The 2,526-nt window shown below is 66.0% G+C and carries 3 protein-coding genes; 1 reads left to right on the forward strand and 2 read right to left on the reverse strand.

The features are described 5' to 3' along the window. Window positions 1-886, reverse strand: an 886-nt coding sequence (locus tag FLX08_RS39645) for a helix-turn-helix domain-containing protein (RefSeq protein ID WP_142625395.1), incomplete at its 3' end; no start/stop codon positions are given. A 111-nt stretch (window positions 887-997) separates the two neighbouring features. Between FLX08_RS39645 and FLX08_RS39650 the strand changes: the two genes are divergently transcribed. After that, window positions 998-1,558 carry a flavoprotein gene (locus FLX08_RS39650; protein WP_142625396.1) on the forward strand — a complete coding sequence of 187 codons (561 nt, stop codon included), beginning with the start codon at window positions 998-1,000 and terminating at the stop codon, window positions 1,556-1,558. 706 nt (window positions 1,559-2,264) lie between these two features. Here the strand turns inward: FLX08_RS39650 and FLX08_RS41080 are convergent. Further along, the coding region (locus tag FLX08_RS41080; protein WP_208761977.1) for a hypothetical protein at window positions 2,265-2,526 on the reverse strand (262 nt) is incomplete at its 5' end.

The following is a 2,526-nucleotide window of genomic DNA, read 5'->3' on the forward strand; positions in this document are numbered from 1 at the left end:
CGAGAGCGGAGGCGGCCCTGTGAGCTAGGTCCCAGTGCCGCCAGGCGTCGGCGCCACGGTGGTTCTTCGCACAGGCGATGGCGGCGAACAAGTGCAAGGAACCCCACGCCGACAGCACGGCCTGCGAGGAGCTCGACCTCGGCTGCAAGTAGGTCGCCGCGGTCGACGCCACTTCGAATGCCTCGTCAGTCTGGCCGCGCCCGAGTGCGGCCATCGTGGAAGTCCAGGCGGAGATCGCAATCAGTTGCGGATCGTCGGTCTCCTCGGCGGCGACCATCGCACGGTCGGCTGCGCGGGCCGCCAGTTCGGCCTCCCCGACGCAGTAGAGGAAACGCTGCGCGAGCTGGAACGTCTCGGCGAGAAGCGCCCAGATGGTGCGCCGCATGCTGGGCCCGGCTGCTCGGTGCAGGTTCAGTGCGTCTTGTAGCAGGCCGGGCGCCACCGCTCCCAAAGCGGTGTACGGCCGAGCCGACCCGTGCCAGGCCGACCAGGCGACGGCCAGTCGGCGCTTCAGCTTCTCGCCTTCGGCGGGCAGGTCGTCCACGGGCTGCGGCGGATAGATCGGCGTGGACAGCACCTGACGAATGGCGGGAACGGCCTCGTGCCGGATCCTGCCGCCCTCGGTGACGGTGCACGTCATGCCCTGGAGCCGGTCTTCGACGATGAGGCTGAGATCTCGTACGCCGAGCACGTTCGCCAGGGCGACGAGTGTGGAGAGCTTGTCCAGGCGCTGCTCACCGCGCTCGACCTGGCGCAGCCACTCCTCGGTCCGTCCGCACAACTCTGCGCAGGCGCGCAGTCCGAGGCCTCGGCGCAACCGAAGCGCTCGGACGCGCATGCCGATGCGCCGGTCCAGCTCTCCACTTTCCACGTGCTCAGTCGCCATGGCACGACCTCACGTTGGGGACGTAGTGTTCGCCTCGACCACGGTAACCGTGTCCGTGGGTTAGCGGATAGTAACCGATGGTGATTGCAGAGGAATGGGGAACGGCGAGATATGGCAGAAGGCAAGCCGGTTCTGTATGTGATCGCGTGCGGAGGTCGGCCGGCGGGTGACCTTCCCGCCTTCGTCGAGCGTCTTCAGGCGGACGGCTGGACGGTCTGCGTCATCGCGACGCCGTCAGCGACGAAGTTCGTCGACGCCGAGCGGCTCAGCACACTCACCGGCTATCCCGTACGGCATGACTACAAGCGGCCTGAGGAACCGGACGTGCTGCCGACGGCCGACGCCATAGCGGTCGTTCCGGCGACCTTCAACACCACCAACAAGTGGGCCCAGGGCATCAGCGACACCCTGGCCCTGGGCCTGCTGAACGAAGCCCTCGGGCTCGGCCTGCCGATCGTCGCCGTCCCCTGGCCCAACCACGCGCTCGCGAAGCATCCGGCCTTCCCCAGCAGCGTGGCCCGGCTCAAGGAATGGGGCGTACGGATGATCCTCGACTGGGACCGTCTCCCCGCACCCAACTCAGGCGCACCAGGAGCGGTTTCCTTTCCCTGGGACGATCTTCACGAAGCACTGCACGCCATACTCGGAAACATCGGCTCTTCACCCGGCTGAAACGGCTGTGTCGCCGGTCATCCCAAGGCGCTCGCGTGGTCGGCGATGAACGGGAAGCGACTCACCAGTTGGTCTCCCCGCGAAATACTTGGCCGCCCGGCGCAGGATGTCGCGCTTAAGCTCCAGTTCCCGGATCAGGCCTTGAGCTGCTTGTTCTCCTCTTCCACGTCGCCCAGCGGTAGCGGGACCTGCGAATACTTGGGCATCGACCTCGCCTTTGCCAGCCCCCGGCCGCCTGGGCCTGGCGCGCCCACAACCGCAGCGTCTCCCGGCCGATGCCCAGATCCCGGGCCGCCGACGTGATCGTCCGGGTCGGATCCGACAGGTACAGCGCCCCGCGTCGGCTTTGACCTCAGGTGGGTAGACCTTCATGACTACCAGGAACTCCTCGGTCTTCAGATCTCCGTGATCTGGCACTCAAGGTGTCCACACTTCGGGGGACAACCCTCCGACCCATCCTTGATGCGTCCGGCCACTCACACCTTCAGTCCGAACCGGACATGCGTCCGTGTTCGCTCGCGCTCCGGCCTCGTGGTCCGAGGAAACTGAAGCGTTGGCGGCACCGAAGTGATGCGAATCACATCTGATGACACCTCTCCACGGAAAGGGGACAGTGTTTGAGATCGGCAATGAGTGCGCTGGTGGCTTCACCGCGTGGCGGCGAATGCATGGACGGGGCAGCGTAGAACATGTCAGACCGGCCTTTTCAGAACACCGCGAGCATGACCTGCTCGGCATAGTCACACTCTCGGAGGTTGGCGGCCATCACCGAGAGGGCAACCAGCGGCCGGGTTATGTCCGGGATGAATCGCCTCCGGTCCTTCTTCTTGGCGACGTCGCCGAGTCCGGTGCTGGCATCCCCGGGATCAAGGAGAGTCTGCTGCGGACGGGCCCTGATGCCTAGTTCGGACAGCAGCGTGGCGATGACCCCTGTCTGCTCCCACCGCTGGAAGTGCCAATAGACCGTC

Origin of the sequence: Microbispora hainanensis, from assembly GCF_006874475.1 — a bacterium.
Taxonomy (GTDB): Bacteria; Actinomycetota; Actinomycetes; order Streptosporangiales; family Streptosporangiaceae; genus Microbispora; species Microbispora hainanensis.

Bases quoted from the DNA above. Each gene is read 5' to 3' on its own strand.
- FLX08_RS39650 (WP_142625396.1), top strand. From the start codon at position 998: ATGGCAGAAGGCAAGCCGGTTCTGTATGTGATCGCGTGCGGAGGTCGG.